Below are 13418 nucleotides of genomic sequence, written 5' to 3' on the forward strand. Positions count from 1 at the left end.
CCTTCTCGTCGGCGGCCCGTCACATGCCCGTGACAGCGATGACGGGTCCGCACAGGAGCATCACCGGTGTGAGGATCCTCTTCGTCTCCGAGTCATTCCTGCCGCACATGAACGGAGTCACCAACTCGGTGCTCCGCGTCGTCGATCATTTCTCCGCCGCCGGCGATGATCTCGGGATCATCGCTCCCCAGTGGCCGGGCGCCGAGAAGCACCTGCGCACCAGCTGCGGGCGGCGGGTCCGGGTCCGCCGGGTCGCCTCCGCGCCGATGCCCGGATACTCCGACGTGCGCATCGCCACCACCAGCGCGACAACGCTGCGTCGCCGCATCGATGAGTTCCAGCCCGACGTCATCCACCTCGCCTCCCCGATGATCCTGGGCGGCCGCGCCGTGGTCGCTGCGCAGAAGGCCGGAGTGCCCACGGTCGCGGTCTACCAGACAGACATCCCCGGATACACCGCCCGCTACGGGATGCCTTTCCTCGAGAGCGCCTCCTGGCAGCTGCTGCGGGACGTCCACAACCGCGCCACCGTGAACCTCGCACCCTCGCTCGCCACTCGGGACGAGCTGCGCGAGCACGGTATCGAACGGGTCGACCTCTGGCGGCGCGGGGTGGACACCTCGCTGTTCAACCCCTCCCTGCGCAGCGAGGAGCTGCGCGCGCAGTACGTGCGGCCGGAGGAGAAGCTCGTGATCTACATGGGCCGGCTCGCCCCCGAGAAGCAGGTGGAGGACCTGAAAGTCATCCACGACATGCCGGGGTGCGGCTGCTGATCGTCGGTGACGGCCCTGAGCGGGAGGCGCTGCGACGTGCGATGCCGCGAGCCCGGTTCGCAGGATTCCGAGCGGGCACCGATCTCGCCGCTCACCTCGCCAGCGCCGACCTCTTCATCCACCCCGGAGAGCTCGAGACCTTCGGCCAGACGCTCCAGGAGGCGATGGCCGCCGGCCTGCCCGTGATCGCTCCCCGCCGCGGAGGCCCGGTCGATCTGGTCTCCCCGAGCCGCACCGGGTGGCTCTACACCCCGGGCATGCTCGACGAGATGCGGGACTGCGCGAGCGACCTGCTGTTCGACGATGCCAAGCGCAGGGCCTTCGGGCGCGCCGCGGTGGAGTCCGTGCGCAAGCGCACCTGGCCCGTGCTCGCCGAACAGCTGCGGGGCTACTACCTGCAGGCCATCGAGCAGAACCAGCGGGTCGGCGCCGCCCGCTGACCAGCGGTGGGGCGTGCCGTCACACTCCGTTGTCACATTCCGCCACATAGCTCGCCCGCCTAGGGGCGGGCAGGGTGAACTGGGTCCAGTCGTCGACCGACGGCCCGGAACATCGCTCCTCTGCGGAAAGGACAACATCATGGCGCAGCGCACTCGTCGCCCGCTCATCGGCGTGACCGCGGGGACCCGCACCATGATGTCCGGCGCCTGGGCGGGCCATGACGCCGTAGCGGTCAACGAGCACTACGTGCGCGCCCTGCGCTCGGCCGGTGCCCGACCCGTGATCATCGCCCCGCAGGATGAATGGACCGACGAGGAGATCGCCGAGCTGGACGGCCTCGTCCTCACCGGCGGCACGGACCTCGACCCGGCGGCCTGGGGAGAGAGCGCACTGCCCACCGACATGACCCCCGATCCCGAGCGGGACGCCTTCGAGACCGCGCTCTATCACGCGGCCCGCCGCAACGACGTGCCCGTGCTCGGCATCTGCCGCGGCCTGCAGGTCATCGTCATCGCCGAGGGCGGTGAGCTCCACCGCCACCTGCCCGAGGACCTGCCGGCGCACCCCGCGACCGGGCAGCGCCCCACCCGGGTCGAGGCCCATATCGATGCGGCCAGCGACCTCGCCCTCGCCCTCGGCACCCGCGCCGAGGTCACCGCCTACCACCACCAGGGCATCCGGGCCGTCCGCGGAGAGCTGCGGACCGTCGCACGCCATGCCAGCGGCCTCACGCTCGCCGTCGAGGCGGCCTCCGGATCGAGCGTGCTTGGCGTGCAGTGGCACCCCGAGATCGACGGCGCGGGCGGGGCCGGTGTGTTCGAGAGCCTGCTCACGGCGATCCGCCACCGGGACACGGCCACCACCACGCCCTCCCTGGTCTAGGATGGGGTCGGTCGTCCGTGCCCCGTGCCGGACGCAGCGAACGGTGATGCAGAGGAAGAGGCAGCATGAGCAACCAGCATGTCGCGGAGGCGACTGACGCGCAGACGCGCCAGGGCGAGAACGTGACCTCGCAGGGCAACAACACCGTGGTCTCGGTGGTGCTGTTCATCGTGCTGTTCGGTCTCTTCATCGGCGGGCTCTACATGATGTCCCTGTTCGCGGCGGTCCCGTTCATGATCGGCCTCGGGATGTCGATGCTCGCGCTGCTGGGCACCTTCGACCTGGTGCCGCGCTTCCTCAGCTGAACCCGCCCCAGAGCTTCCTCGTGCCCGGCGCCTCACGGCGACCGGGCACGACTCTGTTCCCGGCACCTTCAGCCAGCCGCCCCGGCGGAGACCCCGCACTGGGCAGTGCACCCCGACGCAGGCGTCACCCCGGATGACGCAGCGGGGCTCGCCGTCATGCAGAATGGATGACCGTGAACGCTCACGCTTCGTCGACAGACGATTCCCTCCGCCCCACCGTGCCGCTGTCGGTGCGCCGCGCCCGCTGGGCCGTCTCTCTGGTCTTCTTCCTCAACGGCGCCTCGTTCTGCGCGATCCTGCCGCGGTACCCCGAGCTGGTCGAATCGATCGGACTGAGCAACACCGCCTTCGGGCTCGCCGTCGGCATCGGGCCCCTCGGCGGCCTGCTGGCCGGGCTGTTCGCAGCGCGGCTGATGTCCCGCTTCGGCTCCGCGAGGGTCAGCGTCCTGTTCCAGGTCATCGCGTCCACCTCGCACCTGGCCATCTACATCTCCGGCTCCTGGCTCTGGTTGACATGCTCATTGCTGCTCGCGATGGCGGCCGACGCGATCACCGACATCTCGATGAACTCTCACGGGATGCGGGTCGAGCGCCGCTACCGCCGCTCGATCATGAACAGCTACCACGGCTGGTGGTCCCTCGGGGCGGTGGTGGGTGGTCTGCTCGGCGCGGCCTGCGCTCAGCTGGGACTGCCGCTGTGGATCCAGGGCATCGTGGGCCTGTTCCTGTTCGGGGCCCTCGCCGCCGGCTCGCTGCGCTTCATGCTGCCCGGCCACGACAGCACCGAACGCGCACCGGTCGGAGCTGTCGGGGCCGCCTCCTCCGCCGCGGAGGTCCCCACCGCCGCACCGACCGGATTCCGTCTCGCCGGGATGAGCCTGCGCGCGCTCGGACTGGTGACCGCGCTCGGCATGGTCCTGGTGTTCGCGGGATCCACGGAGGACGCCGGGAGCACCTGGGGCGCTCTGTTCATGAAGGACACCTTCGCAGCGACCCCGTTCCTGGCAGGCATGGCTTTCGTAGCCCTGCAGGGCGCACAGACCATCGGTCGCTTCACCGGCGACGCTGTGGTGGACCGGCTGGGGGACCGCGCGACCGCACGACTCGGCGGCGTGGTCGCGGCGACGGGCATGAGCATCGCCCTGCTGTTTCCCAGCCCCGCCACGGCGCTGTTCGGCTTCGCCGCCGCCGGCTGGGGCGTGGCCACCCTGTTCCCCGCCGCCTACCGGGCCGCCGATGACCTGCCCGGCGTGCCCCACGGCGTGGGGATCACCGTGGTGGGCTGGTTCGCCCGGCTCGGCTTCTTCATCACCCCGCCCGTGATCGGTGCGCTCGCGGACGCACTCACGCTGCGATACGCGCTGTGGATGGTCCCCATGTACGCCGTGGGGATCCTGGTCTTCTCCGGCGTGCTCAGCACGCGCAGCGCGAAGGCGGGCAGCTGAGGAGAAGCACCGACTGAGCTCGAGCGCAGCTCAGAACCGGCTGCTGTCCCCGGCACCCTCGCGAGCGATCACCAGGTCGCCGCCGGAGAGGTCGACCACCGTGGTCGGCTCGATCCCGACCTCGCCGGAATCGATAATCGCCTCGACCTGCTCGCCCAGCAGGTCCTGGACCACCCAGGCCTCCGAGGGAGGATCCTCCTGCCCGGGAAGCAGGAGGCTGGAGGAGGCGATCGGCTCGCCCAGCGCCTCCACCAGAGAGTGGGCCACCCGGTGGCCCGGGATCCGCACCCCCACTGTGAGCTTCTTGGGATGGGACAGCTTCCGCGGCACCTCCCGCGTGGCCGGCAGGATGAAGGTGTAGGGGCCGGGGGTGGCGTTCTTGACCAGCCGGAAGACGGGGTTCGAGACCAGCACGAACTGCCCCAGCTGTGCGAAGTCGGCGCACACCAGCGTGAAGTGGTGGTCCTTGCCGACCTGGCGGATGCGACGAATCCGCTCGAGCGCCTCGGCATTGCCCAGAGTGCAGCCCAGCGCATAGCAGGAATCGGTGGGGTAGGCGATCAGGCCGCCGTCCTTCAGCACCGAGACCGCCTGCTCGATGAGCCGGGGCTGCGGGTTCTCGGGATGGATGTCGAGATACTTCGCGGAGTGACGTGACCTGGCCATGCCTGATGGTACGCCGCGGACCGCGAGCCGGACCAGGCCCGCCATGTCGCCGGCCAGCCCCGCCGCCCGCCCGCACGGGATGCGGTGTTCAGGCGACGACCACGAACTCCCGGCCGATCCACTTGGTGCGGCGCAGCCGCAGCACGGCGCTGACGGGCAGCGGTCCCTTGATGTGCGGGTATCCACGGCCCTTGCCATCCACATCGGCCTCGATGTCCACGGCGATGCCAGCGGCCTCCACACGGCCCACGTCGATCTCAAGGATCACCAGATCCGAGGGACGGTCCGGGTAGACCCGCTTGGCGACCTTCGAGACCTGCTCCGGCCAGGATGCGTGGAGGAAACCCTCCTCGGCCAGATCGCGGCCCCGGGTCGCGCGGGTGTAGGAGCCCGACCGAACGGCCGCCTCCCAGACGGGCAGTTCGGTGATGTGCCAGATCAGGGGCGCGGGCATGAGCAGCAGTGTACCGTGACCGGCATGGATGAGACCTCCGCCGGGCCGGGCGCGGTGCGCCTGGTCCACGATGATGATCGCGACCGCTACGAAGCCCTCGACGGCGAGGAGCTTGTCGCCGTCCTCGCCCATGGTGACGAGGACCCCCGCCGGGCGACGGCGACGGACTGGGCATGAAGGTGCGCGATCTGCGCTCGACCGTGGTCTCCCGGAACGCTCCGGGCAGGGCATCGGCTCCGCGATCGTCCGCTTCGCCCTCGACGACATCCGCGGCAAGGGGATGAAGATCCGCCCCACCTGCTGGTTCGTGAAAGGCTGGGTCGAGCGGCACCCCGAGTACGCCGATCTGCTGGAGACCCCGTCTCCCCACACCCACGAGGAGGCCCCATGACCTTCCGGATCCTGACCGTCTGCACCGGCAACATCTGCCGCTCACCCATGGTCGAGTACGCCCTGCGAGAAGCCCTCGCACACGCCGGATTCGGCGACCGCGCCCAGGTGGCATCCGTGGGGACCTCGAGCTGGGAGGCCGGCAACCCCATCGATCCGCGCGCCGGCGCCCTCCTGCGCCGCCACGGGATCGACAGCGCGGATCATCTCGCCCGGCAGATGAGCGATGAGGAGCTGCACCAGGCGGACCTGGTGCTCGCCCTGGATCACGACCACGTCGAACCCCTCCGCAGGGCGCTCGGCCCCCGGGCCGACGAGACGGTCCGGATGGTGCGGGACTTCGCGCCGACACCTGTCGAGGACACCGGCATCCGCGATCCCTGGTACGGGGACGAGACCGACTTCGAGACCGCCTGGGAGCAGATCGACGAGGCCGTCGGCGGGATCGTGGACCATGTGCGGGAACACGTGGCGCCGAGCACCCAGCCCGATACGGCAGGAGAGCGACGGTGACGGCCCAGGAACCGCTGGGAGCGCTGGAGACCGCCGCCGCACTCCGCTCCGGACACCTCGACGTGCTCGAGCTCGCTGAGCAGACCCTCGAGGCGGCGCGCGGGATCGGCCAGGAGGCCGGAGCATTCGCCCACCTCCTGGAGGACCTCACCCATGAGCAGGCACGAGCCGCCGCGGAGCGCCTCGAGGAGGCGCGCCGCACCGGGGGAGAGCAGGAGCTCGGCGCAGCTCTGCCTCTGCTCGGCGTGCCCATGCCGATCAAGGACCTCACCCAGATCGCCGGCGCCCCCTTCGAGGCCGGCAGTGCGGCGATGGCGGGCAACATCGCCACGGTGACCGACGGTGTCGCGCAGAAGATCCTCGACGCCGGAACCCTCACCGTCGGCAAGACCACCACCCCGGAGTTCGGTCTGCCCGGATACACGGAGCCCGCCACCGGTGCCCCGGCCCGCACCCCATGGGACCTGCGCCGCACCGCCGGCGGTTCCAGCGGCGGTGCGGCCGTCGCGGTCGCCGCGGGCATCGCACCCCTCGCCCACGGCTCCGACGGCGGAGGCTCGGTGCGGATCCCAGCGGCCTGCTGCGGCATCGTGGGCATCAAGCCCTCCCGCGGCGTGGTCTCGCCCGGGCCGTACGGCGCCGAGGGGATGGGGCTGGTGACCGACGGAGTGCTCGCACGCAGCGTGCGCGATGCCGCCGCCGGCCTCGACCTCATCGCCGGCCCCAGGACCGGTGACTTCACGCCCGCAGCGAAGGCGTCCGGCGGGTACCTCGCCCACCTCGAGGGCCCGGGCGCTGTGCCGCAGACGCTGCGCATCGCGGTGCTGCGCGAGCCCCTCGCCGCCGAGACGGACGTGCACCCGGCCGCCCTGCGCGGACTCGAGCGCGCCCTGGACGTGCTGCGTGCTCTCGGGCACGAGATCACCGAGATCCCGGCCCCGTTCGGCCCCGAGGACTGGACCGCCTTCATGCCGCTGTGGACGGTGGGCGCCGCGACCATCCCGCTGGACGCGGAGCAGGAGAGCAAGATCCTCGAGCTCACCCGCTGGCTGCGGGAGCGTGGCCGCGCCTACAGCGGGGTCGAGCTCGCCCAGGCCTTCTCCGGGGTGCAGTCGCTGGCCCGACGCACGTCCGAGGCGTTCTCCCCGTTCGACGTGGTGATCACCCCGGCGCTCGCCGAGCCACCGGCCTTCCCCGACCGTCTGCAGCTGGCCGACGGCGCCGCCGACTTCGACGCCCAGCGGGCTTTCACCCCGTGGACCAGCACCTGGAACATGCTCGGCGCCGCCGCGATCGCCGTGCCGATCCATCGAGAGTCCATCGACGGGATCGAGCTGCCCTTCGGGGTGCAGCTCGGTGCCGCCCGGCACGGTGACGACGCGCTGCTGCTGTCCCTGGCCGCCCAGCTGGAGGCCCATGACCCGTGGCCGCTGACGCGCCTGCCGCACGCAGCATGAACACTGCCGGGACCGGCGACACCGGCCCGCAGAGCGTGCGCCTGGACGTCTGGCTGTGGAGCGCTCGGCTGATGCCCACCCGCTCAGCGGCGACCGCGGCCTGCCGGGGCGGGCATGTGCGCCGCAACGGTGACCCGGTCAAAGCGGCCCAGAAGATCGTGGTGGGGGACGAGCTGAGAGTGCGTTCACCGGGCCGGGAGCGGATCGTGGTGGTCACCCGGATCCTCACGAAGCGAGTGGGTGCACCGGTCGCCCGTGAATGCTACGAGGACCACACTCCGGAGCCGGCCCCGCAGCTCGCGGCGGCACCGCCTCGTCGGGAGCGCGGCACCGGAAGGCCCACCAAGCGGGAGCGACGGCAGTTCGACCGGCTGCGGGGGCGCGATGCCGGCGGCGCCGCTGCGCCCTGGGAAGATCCTCGGGACTGAGAACGCGGAGGGCCCCGCGTCGATGACGCAGGGCCCTCCGGCTCCAGGCGGTGAGGCGGTCCTCCGCCGGGTCAGCGGGCGTAGGAGAGCAGCTCCTGACGGTTCGAGGTCAGGCGGTTCAGCAGGTTCCGCTCGATCCCGACCACCTTGGGGTTCGCGCCGTCCGCGAGCAGGCGCTGCCGGATCGAGGCGAGATCGGCGCTTTCGCGGATGAACCTCTTCATCACGGGCCTGGCACCGATCTGTGCGGCCCAGCGCTTGCCCTCGCGCCGCCCCTTCCAGGTGGCGAGCATGTCCACCTCTTCATGCGTGAGCCAGCCCTGGTTGGCGTAGTCGCCCAGACGGATGCGGGTGAGGCGGGACTCGTCCCAGATCAGCACGCCGATCGAGATCAGCCACAGCAGCGAGATGAAAGCCTTCGCGCCGTACATCAGCAGCATCACTGCGATGCCGCCGCCGAGCCCTGCGAAGAAGTTCCATGCGGCATGGATCAGCATCCCGGGGATCAGTGCCGGGATGAAGACCAGGAAGCCCATGATCGTGCCCACTTGCGGACCACGAAGCCGACGATGATGCCGGTCAGCGCCGTGTAGATCGCATGGCCGAAGATGTTCAGGACACCGCGCATGATGACGAGGATCAGCACGCCGCCGGCGCCCAGCTCCTCGAGGATGCGGGTGTAGTAGATGATGTTCTCGGTGAAAGCGAAGCCGCCGCCGATCAGTGCGCCGTAGATCAGCCCGTCCAGAGGCCCGTTGAAGTAGCGGCGCGCGAGCAGCATCAGCACCAGCAGCCCGAGCCCCTTGGTGGTCTCCTCCACCAGGGGAGCGCTGATCACGGGACCGGCGAAGTTCACAGCCGCCTCGCTGCCGGTCACGATGTAGACCAGCAGCGAGTTCAGCGTGTTCAGCCAGTAGCTGGAGAAGGCCGCGATCGCTGCTCCCCAGAACACCGCGATGATCAGCAGCGGCAGGGGCTGGGGGTCCCAGCGGTCGGCCAGCAACATGATCAAGGAGATGACCACCAGCGAGAGCAGGGCGAGGAAGGCGGTGACCGGCCACCACACCGGGCTCGAGCTCGCGGTCAGCACGAACTCGAGGAAGAACCAGCCCAGGACGAACAGCAGGCTGAACCCGAGGGCGACCACCACGATCCAGACCGCGATGTTCACTGCGGGAAGCTTCGTGGCCTCCTGCGAGACCTCCTGCACCCGCCGGGTCTGCGTGGACCAGGCCGACTGCGGCTGGGCCTGGCCGGGCCGCTGGATCTGAGCCGGGGCGAAACGGGCCGCGGTGAGCCCCGAGGCCGGCCGCACAGAGGTGTCGTAGGCGCGAGGGTTGCCGTAGTCGATGTACCGGGGCTGGGACTGGAACGACGGAGCGCCGGGCGCCGAGCTCGGCGCGCCCGGGCGCGGACGGCCGTTGGGCATGTACTGGCCGCCTTGCGGCTGGGAGGGGGATGGGACATGAGGGCCTCTGTTTCAGCGGCAGGAGGTACAGGAGGAGGGATGCCGGGCGCGTGATCGACGTCGGTTCCCCGGACGGCCGAGCCACGGCACCAGTGCGATGCTACAGCTGTGCACTCCCATCATCGCGGAAAGCCGAAGGCGCGAGGAACGATTGTGGATGACGCCCGAGGTGCTCACGCCACCGGAAGTCGAGAGATCTCAGGGTTGAGCGGAATAGACTCAACTTGCGCGGCGTTGACCCCGTCGAACACCGCACCACCCACCTGACGCAGAAGAGGAGCACCGTGGAGTTCCAGTTCACCACCCGCTCGCAGGAGGCCGTCACCGCCGCCGCGGAGAAGGCCGCCGAGCTCGGCAACCCTCAGATCAGCTCCATGCACCTGCTGTGGGCTCTGGCGGGACAGGAGGACGGCATCGGTCGTGCCTCCCTGGCCGCCGCCGGCGCGGATCCCGGCGATGTGATCCGTCGCGCTGAACAGGCGATCGATGGGCTCCCGCGCGCCAGCGGCGGAGCCTCGCCCACCTTCATCGGCACCGGCTTCGACGCCCTCGAGGCGGCCCGGCACGAGGCCGACTCCACCCGCCGCACCCACCTGTCCACCGAGCACCTGATGATCGGTATCGCGCTCGGCAAAGACGCCGCAGCCCGGCTGCTCACCGCAGCCGGAGCCACGCCCCGAGCACTCCGCGATGCCGTCTCACAACTGAGCCCAGGAGATGACCGCATGAACCAGATGGATTCACAGAACCCCGAGAGCACCTTCCAGAGCCTGGAGAAGTTCGGTGTCGACCTCACCGAGCTCGCCCGTGAGGGCCGGCTGGACCCGGTGATCGGCCGTGACGCCGAGATCCGCCGCGTGGTCCAGGTGCTCTCACGGCGCACCAAGAACAACCCGGTGCTGATCGGTGAGCCCGGCGTCGGCAAGACGGCCGTGGTCGAGGGCCTCGCCCAGCGCATCGTGGCCGGCGACGTCCCGGATTCCCTGCGCGGCAAGCGACTGATCTCGCTGGACCTCTCCTCGATGGTCGCGGGCTCGAAGTACCGCGGAGAGTTCGAGGAGCGCATGAAAGCCGTCCTCGACGAGATCCGCACCAGCAACGGGCAGATCGTCACCTTCATCGACGAGCTCCACACCGTGGTCGGTGCCGGCGGCTCCGGCGATGGCTCGATGGACGCGGGCAACATGCTCAAGCCCATGCTCGCCCGCGGCGAGCTGCGGATGGTCGGCGCGACCACGCTGGACGAGTACCGCGAGAACATCGAGAAGGACCCCGCCCTCGAGCGGCGGTTCCAGCAGGTGTTCGTGGGAGAGCCGAGCGTCGAGGATTCCGTGACGATCCTGCGTGGGCTCAAGGACAAGTACGAGGCGCACCACAAGGTCACGATCACCGACGCCGCCCTGGTGGCCGCCGCGACCCTGTCCTCGCGCTACATCTCGGGCCGGCAGCTGCCGGACAAGGCGATCGATCTGGTCGACGAGGCGGCCTCCCGGCAGCGGATGGAGCTGGACTCCTCGCCCGAGCAGCTGGACATCCTGCGGCGTCAGGTGGACCGGTTGAAGATGGAGGAGCTCGCGCTGGCGGGCAGCGAGGACCCGGGCAGCATCGCCCAGCTCGACTCCGTGCGCTCCCAGCTCGCCGATCGCACCGAGCAGATGGAGGAGCTCTCCGCCCGCTGGGAGCGGGAGAAGGCGGGCCTGAACCTCGTGGGCGATCTCAAGGCTCAGCTCGAGCAGCTGCGCATGCAGGCCGACCGCGCACAGCGCGAAGGCGACCTCACCGCAGCCTCCAAGATCCTCTACGGTGACATCCCCGCACTCAAGGAGCAGCTGCGCGAGGCGGAGGAGCAGGAGGCCGGGGGCGAGGGAGATCAGGAGCGCCCGATGGTCGCCGACCATGTGGGGCCCGATGACATCGCGGATGTGGTCTCGGCCTGGACCGGCATCCCGGCCGGCCGGCTGCTGCGGGGAGAGACCGAGAAGCTCCTCCAGATGGAGGACATCATCGGCCAGCGCCTGATCGGCCAGGAGCAGGCCGTGCGAGAGGTCTCGGATGCGGTGCGACGTGCACGCGCAGGGATCTCCGATCCGGACCGTCCTACCGGCTCCTTCCTGTTCCTGGGACCGACCGGGGTGGGCAAGACCGAGCTGGCCAAGGCGCTGGCGGAGTTCCTCTTCGACGACGAGCGGGCCATGATCCGCGTGGACATGTCGGAGTACAGCGAGAAGCACACGGTGGCCCGCCTGGTCGGCGCCCCGCCGGGGTACGTCGGCTATGACGAGGGCGGCCAGCTCACCGAGGCCGTGCGGCGCAGGCCCTACTCGGTGGTGCTGCTCGACGAGATCGAGAAGGCGCATCCGGACGTGTTCGATGTGCTGCTCCAGGTGCTCGACGACGGCCGCCTCACCGACGGGCAGGGACGGACGGTCGACTTCCGCTCGACGATCCTGGTCCTCACCTCGAACCTCGGCGCCCATGCGCTGCAGGACCAGATGCTCAACGAACAGGAGAAGCACGACCGTGTCATGCAGGTGGTGCGGGCCTCCTTCAAACCCGAGTTCCTCAACCGTCTCGATGACATTGTCATGTTCGACTCCCTCACCCGAGAGCAGCTCACCCACATCGTGACGCTGCAGGTCGATGAGGTCGCCGCGCGGCTGCGGGACCGCCGGATCTCGCTCGAGGTCGACGAGGCGGCGACCAGCTGGCTCGCGGCAGAGGGCTTCGATCCGCTCTACGGGGCGCGTCCGCTCAAGCGCCTGGTGCAGAAGGAGATCGGCGACGGGTTGGCACGGCTGATCCTGACGGGCGAGGTCCAGGACGGGCAGACGGTCCAGGTCGGCGCGGGCGAGGCAGGGCTCACGCTCTCCGTGTCCGGCGCCGAACCCGAGGCGGTGACCTCCTCCCCGCAGTGAGCGATCGCCTAAGGGTGCTCATCCCTGTGGGTCCCAGGGCATCGGTGCGTACTGCCGGCGGGTGTCGTAGTAGCGCTCGGCGTCGGTCAAGCGGCCCCGTCCGCTCTCCCAGCTCTCGCCGGCCTCTCGGCTCGCCTGCTCGACCTCCCGCAGGGGCGCCGCGGCCTCGGGACTGACTGTCTCGACTACGTGCGCCCCGGCGCCGAACACATCCGCCGTCGACTCCGTGAGCGCGGGGACGGGGGTGGCGGTCAGGACGTCTGCCGTCACCCCCGCCTGGCGGAACATGCCGCGCTCGCCGGCGCTGACGACTCCGGCGAGGTCACCGTCACCGATAGCGGCGGAGATCTCGTCGCTGGTCTGCATGGTGTTGGCGATCGAGGCGTCGACGCCCGAGGTCGCCTGGCCGAGCACCGACTTCTCCCCGAGCGCGATCCCCGCGACCGAGTGGGGGACCCGCGCCAGGGAGACCACCGGGGTGAGAGCTCCCAGACCGCTCTCCTGGAGGTTCTGCTCCGTGCGGTCGAACGTGTCGCCGACCGCGGCATGAGCTCCCATCAGCATCTGGGCCGTGCCGACGGCGGGGATCGCGCCGAGCGTGACCCGACGAGTCTGCTGCGCCTCTGCCAGGATCTCGGGGTCGATGCCGAACTCCGGGCCCTCGGCGACCTGCCGCGGCGCGGGGATCGGCTGAGGGTCCGTCGACATGAAGGGACCGCCGATCATGGGACCGATGTCCCCCAGGTCGGGCAGGCGGGGCAGCCGGTCCGCGACAGCGAAGGGATCCTTCGCCGCGAACGGTCCGCCGATCATCGGTCCCCATGGCTGGGGTCGGCGCCGCTCAGCCGCGGCAGGTCCACGGGGCCGCTGACCCAGGGCGGAGCGGCTCTGACCCCGAGCGGATCGTCTGCACGCGCGGAGCCTGCCTCGGCGCGAACGAACAGGCTGTCTGCTCCGCTGCTTCCTGGCGAAGCAGCTTCTCGAGCTTCCGGATCGCCCCGATCAGGTCCGTCATCATCTCGACGGCGCCTGCGGTGCGGAGGCGGTGCTCGTCCGCGTCAGGGCCCTGCCAGGCCGTGCTGCGCAACGCCTCCACGATCTTGTCGATCAAGTGCCGCATCCGGGCGGCACCGGCTCCGTAGGCGGCGGACAGCTCGGTCAGGGCCTCGGGCTCGCATCCCCAGAAAGTGTTCATGGCGCGACCGTAGAGAACCATGCCCGGTCCCCGCCGGACTCGCCCCCGGATTGTGGACGGCTGCACGCTGTGGAGGAACAGTCAGG

17 protein-coding genes are annotated in these 13418 nt (G+C 70.3%); 11 read left to right on the forward strand and 6 right to left on the reverse strand.

Annotated elements, in window-relative coordinates; translation table 11 throughout:
- Nucleotides 1-68: 68 nt before the first annotated feature.
- From H3H54_RS18820 to H3H54_RS07510, 5 genes are all read left to right on the forward strand, one after another.
- Nucleotides 69-773: a glycosyltransferase gene (locus H3H54_RS18820; protein ID WP_316249159.1), complete on the forward strand. Its 705-nt coding sequence runs from the start codon at nt 69-71 to the stop codon at nt 771-773.
- Nucleotides 761-1213, forward strand: coding sequence for a glycosyltransferase (locus H3H54_RS18825; RefSeq protein WP_316249160.1), 453 nt, complete (start codon nt 761-763; stop codon nt 1211-1213). Before H3H54_RS18820 ends, H3H54_RS18825 begins: the two co-directional genes overlap by 13 nt.
- 139 nt (nt 1214-1352) lie before the next feature.
- Nucleotides 1353-2096, forward strand: a complete 744-nt coding sequence (locus H3H54_RS07500; protein ID WP_262426120.1) for a gamma-glutamyl-gamma-aminobutyrate hydrolase family protein — start codon at nt 1353-1355, stop codon at nt 2094-2096.
- Nucleotides 2097-2161: 65 nt separating this feature from the next.
- Nucleotides 2162-2401: a hypothetical protein gene (locus H3H54_RS07505; protein WP_262426121.1), complete on the forward strand. Its 240-nt coding sequence runs from the start codon at nt 2162-2164 to the stop codon at nt 2399-2401.
- A gap of 167 nt (nt 2402-2568) precedes the next feature.
- On the forward strand, nt 2569-3846 hold the full coding sequence (locus H3H54_RS07510; protein ID WP_395963580.1) for an MFS transporter: 1278 nt from the start codon (nt 2569-2571) through the stop codon (nt 3844-3846).
- 30 nt (nt 3847-3876) lie between these two features.
- Here the strand turns inward: H3H54_RS07510 and H3H54_RS07515 are convergent, their stop codons facing one another.
- Together H3H54_RS07515 and H3H54_RS07520 are read right to left on the reverse strand one after the other, a co-directional pair.
- The gene (locus tag H3H54_RS07515) at nt 3877-4512 is read right to left on the reverse strand and encodes an L-threonylcarbamoyladenylate synthase (protein WP_262426122.1); all 636 of its coding nucleotides are present in this window, start codon (nt 4510-4512) and stop codon (nt 3877-3879) included.
- A gap of 88 nt (nt 4513-4600) precedes the next feature.
- Nucleotides 4601-4966, reverse strand: a complete 366-nt coding sequence (locus tag H3H54_RS07520) for a DUF952 domain-containing protein (RefSeq protein WP_262426123.1) — start codon at nt 4964-4966, stop codon at nt 4601-4603.
- 24 nt (nt 4967-4990) lie between these two features.
- Between H3H54_RS07520 and H3H54_RS07525 the strand changes: the two genes are divergently transcribed.
- From H3H54_RS07525 to H3H54_RS07545, 5 genes are read left to right on the forward strand one after another with little or no spacing between them, the layout of a single operon-like run.
- Nucleotides 4991-5143, forward strand: a complete 153-nt coding sequence (locus H3H54_RS07525) for a hypothetical protein (protein ID WP_262426124.1) — start codon at nt 4991-4993, stop codon at nt 5141-5143.
- Nucleotides 5097-5357, forward strand: a complete 261-nt coding sequence (locus H3H54_RS07530) for a GNAT family N-acetyltransferase (RefSeq protein ID WP_262426125.1) — start codon at nt 5097-5099, stop codon at nt 5355-5357. The genes H3H54_RS07525 and H3H54_RS07530 overlap by 47 nt, the downstream gene beginning before the upstream one ends.
- Complete coding sequence (locus H3H54_RS07535; RefSeq protein ID WP_262426126.1) at nt 5354-5869, forward strand: low molecular weight protein-tyrosine-phosphatase; 516 nt, start codon at nt 5354-5356, stop codon at nt 5867-5869. Before H3H54_RS07530 ends, H3H54_RS07535 begins: the two co-directional genes overlap by 4 nt.
- Nucleotides 5866-7326, forward strand: coding sequence for an amidase (locus H3H54_RS07540; RefSeq protein ID WP_262426127.1), 1461 nt, complete (start codon nt 5866-5868; stop codon nt 7324-7326). Before H3H54_RS07535 ends, H3H54_RS07540 begins: the two co-directional genes overlap by 4 nt.
- Nucleotides 7323-7754, forward strand: a complete 432-nt coding sequence (locus H3H54_RS07545) for an RNA-binding S4 domain-containing protein (RefSeq protein WP_262426128.1) — start codon at nt 7323-7325, stop codon at nt 7752-7754. Before H3H54_RS07540 ends, H3H54_RS07545 begins: the two co-directional genes overlap by 4 nt.
- A 71-nt stretch (nt 7755-7825) precedes the next feature.
- Here H3H54_RS07545 and H3H54_RS07550 read toward each other — a convergent pair whose 3' ends face one another.
- Nucleotides 7826-8302 carry a hypothetical protein gene (locus H3H54_RS07550; RefSeq protein WP_262426129.1) on the reverse strand — a complete coding sequence of 159 codons (477 nt, stop codon included), beginning with the start codon at nt 8300-8302 and terminating at the stop codon, nt 7826-7828.
- Nucleotides 8260-9183 (reverse strand): PrsW family intramembrane metalloprotease, encoded by a 924-nt coding sequence (locus H3H54_RS07555; RefSeq protein WP_262426130.1) that lies wholly within the window; start codon nt 9181-9183, stop codon nt 8260-8262. Before H3H54_RS07555 ends, H3H54_RS07550 begins: the two co-directional genes overlap by 43 nt.
- A 323-nt stretch (nt 9184-9506) precedes the next feature.
- Between H3H54_RS07555 and H3H54_RS07560 the strand changes: the two genes are divergently transcribed.
- A complete protein-coding gene (locus H3H54_RS07560) occupies nt 9507-12137 on the forward strand; it encodes an ATP-dependent Clp protease ATP-binding subunit (RefSeq protein ID WP_262426131.1) in 2631 nt (876 codons plus the stop codon).
- A gap of 18 nt (nt 12138-12155) precedes the next feature.
- Here the strand turns inward: H3H54_RS07560 and H3H54_RS07565 are convergent, their stop codons facing one another.
- Nucleotides 12156-12950 carry a hypothetical protein gene (locus H3H54_RS07565; RefSeq protein WP_262426132.1) on the reverse strand — a complete coding sequence of 265 codons (795 nt, stop codon included), beginning with the start codon at nt 12948-12950 and terminating at the stop codon, nt 12156-12158.
- Nucleotides 12951-12978: 28 nt separating this feature from the next.
- A complete protein-coding gene (locus tag H3H54_RS07570) occupies nt 12979-13332 on the reverse strand; it encodes a hypothetical protein (RefSeq protein WP_262426133.1) in 354 nt (117 codons plus the stop codon).
- Nucleotides 13333-13418: the final 86 nt, after the last annotated feature.

This window comes from Brachybacterium sp. Z12 (assembly GCF_014400405.1).
Lineage (GTDB): Bacteria > Actinomycetota > Actinomycetes > Actinomycetales > Dermabacteraceae > Brachybacterium.

What these genes read in the sequence shown, in the direction of transcription:
- H3H54_RS07500 (WP_262426120.1), top strand. Translation starts at nt 1,353, where the DNA reads ATGGCGCAGCGCACTCGTCGCCCGCTCATCGGCGTGACCGCGGGGACC.
- H3H54_RS07505 (WP_262426121.1), top strand. Translation starts at nt 2,162, where the DNA reads ATGAGCAACCAGCATGTCGCGGAGGCGACTGACGCGCAGACGCGCCAG.
- H3H54_RS07510 (WP_395963580.1), top strand. Translation starts at nt 2,569, where the DNA reads ATGACCGTGAACGCTCACGCTTCGTCGACAGACGATTCCCTCCGCCCC.
- H3H54_RS07515 (WP_262426122.1), bottom strand. Translation starts at nt 4,512, where the DNA reads ATGGCCAGGTCACGTCACTCCGCGAAGTATCTCGACATCCATCCCGAG.
- H3H54_RS07520 (WP_262426123.1), bottom strand. Translation starts at nt 4,966, where the DNA reads ATGCCCGCGCCCCTGATCTGGCACATCACCGAACTGCCCGTCTGGGAG.
- H3H54_RS07525 (WP_262426124.1), top strand. Translation starts at nt 4,991, where the DNA reads ATGGATGAGACCTCCGCCGGGCCGGGCGCGGTGCGCCTGGTCCACGAT.
- H3H54_RS07530 (WP_262426125.1), top strand. Translation starts at nt 5,097, where the DNA reads ATGGTGACGAGGACCCCCGCCGGGCGACGGCGACGGACTGGGCATGAA.
- H3H54_RS07535 (WP_262426126.1), top strand. Translation starts at nt 5,354, where the DNA reads ATGACCTTCCGGATCCTGACCGTCTGCACCGGCAACATCTGCCGCTCA.
- H3H54_RS07545 (WP_262426128.1), top strand. Translation starts at nt 7,323, where the DNA reads ATGAACACTGCCGGGACCGGCGACACCGGCCCGCAGAGCGTGCGCCTG.
- H3H54_RS07555 (WP_262426130.1), bottom strand. Translation starts at nt 9,183, where the DNA reads ATGCCCAACGGCCGTCCGCGCCCGGGCGCGCCGAGCTCGGCGCCCGGC.
- H3H54_RS07565 (WP_262426132.1), bottom strand. Translation starts at nt 12,950, where the DNA reads ATGATCGGCGGACCGTTCGCGGCGAAGGATCCCTTCGCTGTCGCGGAC.
- H3H54_RS07570 (WP_262426133.1), bottom strand. Translation starts at nt 13,332, where the DNA reads ATGAACACTTTCTGGGGATGCGAGCCCGAGGCCCTGACCGAGCTGTCC.